Raw genomic sequence first — 1,066 nt, forward strand, 5'->3', positions numbered from 1 at the left:
GGCCCGGGGATCATGTCGCCGCCGGCCCGGCCGCTGCCCTCGGGGCCGCTCGAGCGTCGCGGCCGATAACCGTCGCGGCCGGCGACCGGGCGTGCCGCACCGCCCGGGCCGCACCGCGCCGGCCGGCCCGGGACACCGCCCGTGCGGTCACGCCGCCCCGGTCATCGCGCCCGGGTCATTCCACCACGATCCGTGGGCCCGCCGGCGCCGCGGCCCCCTGCAGCTTGGCCCAGAGCCGCGCGGCGATCCGCTGATAGGCCTGCGCCTCCTCGGTCTCGGGCCGCGCCGCGACGATCGGCGTGCCGGCATCCGCCAGCTCGCGGATCGCCAGCGTCAGCGGCAGCTCGCCGAGGAACTCCACGCCGGTCCGTGCCGCCTCCGCCCGCGCCCCGCCATGGCCGAAGACGTCGCTGCGGTGGTTGCAGTTCGGGCAGCAGAAGTAGCTCATGTTCTCGATCAGGCCGAGGACGGGGACATTCACCCGCTCGAACATCTTCACCCCGCGCCGGGCATCGAGCAGCGCGACATCCTGCGGCGTGGAGACGATGACCGCGCCGGCCAGCGGCACGCGCTGCGACATGGTCAGCTGCGCGTCGCCGGTGCCGGGCGGCATGTCCACCACCATCACGTCCAGCTTTCCCCAGGCGACCTGGCCCATCAGCTGTTCCAGCGCGCCCATCACCATCGGGCCGCGCCAGATCATCGGCGTCTCCTCATCGACCAGGAAGCCGATGGACATCGCCTTCAGGCCCCAGCGCTGCAGCGGAATGATCTGCTGGCCCTCGGTCCGCGGCTTCTCCCGCGCGCCCAGCATCTGCGGCAGCGACGGGCCGTAGATGTCGGCGTCCAGCAGCCCGACCGCGAGGCCCTGCGCCGCCAGCGCGACGGCCAGGTTCACCGCGGTGGTGGACTTGCCGACGCCGCCCTTGCCGCTGGCGACGGCGACGATCTTTTCCACGTCCGGCAGCAGCATCGGGCCCTGGCCGGCCGGGGCGCGTGGCCCGGGCGCCGGCGCGTGGCCATGCGCATGCCCGGCGGCGGCCGGCGGCGGCCCGGCGCGGCCGGT

The 1,066-nt window shown here is 75.3% G+C and carries 1 protein-coding gene; it reads right to left on the minus strand.

The window, feature by feature from the left end:
- Positions 1–175: 175 nt before the first annotated feature.
- On the minus strand, positions 176–1,066 hold an 891-nt coding region (locus E2C05_RS31995; RefSeq protein WP_240046997.1), incomplete at its 5' end, for an Mrp/NBP35 family ATP-binding protein.

The sequence above is a fragment of the Paracraurococcus ruber genome, from assembly GCF_004353985.1.
In the GTDB taxonomy this organism is placed as follows: domain Bacteria; phylum Pseudomonadota; class Alphaproteobacteria; order Acetobacterales; family Acetobacteraceae; genus Paracraurococcus; species Paracraurococcus ruber.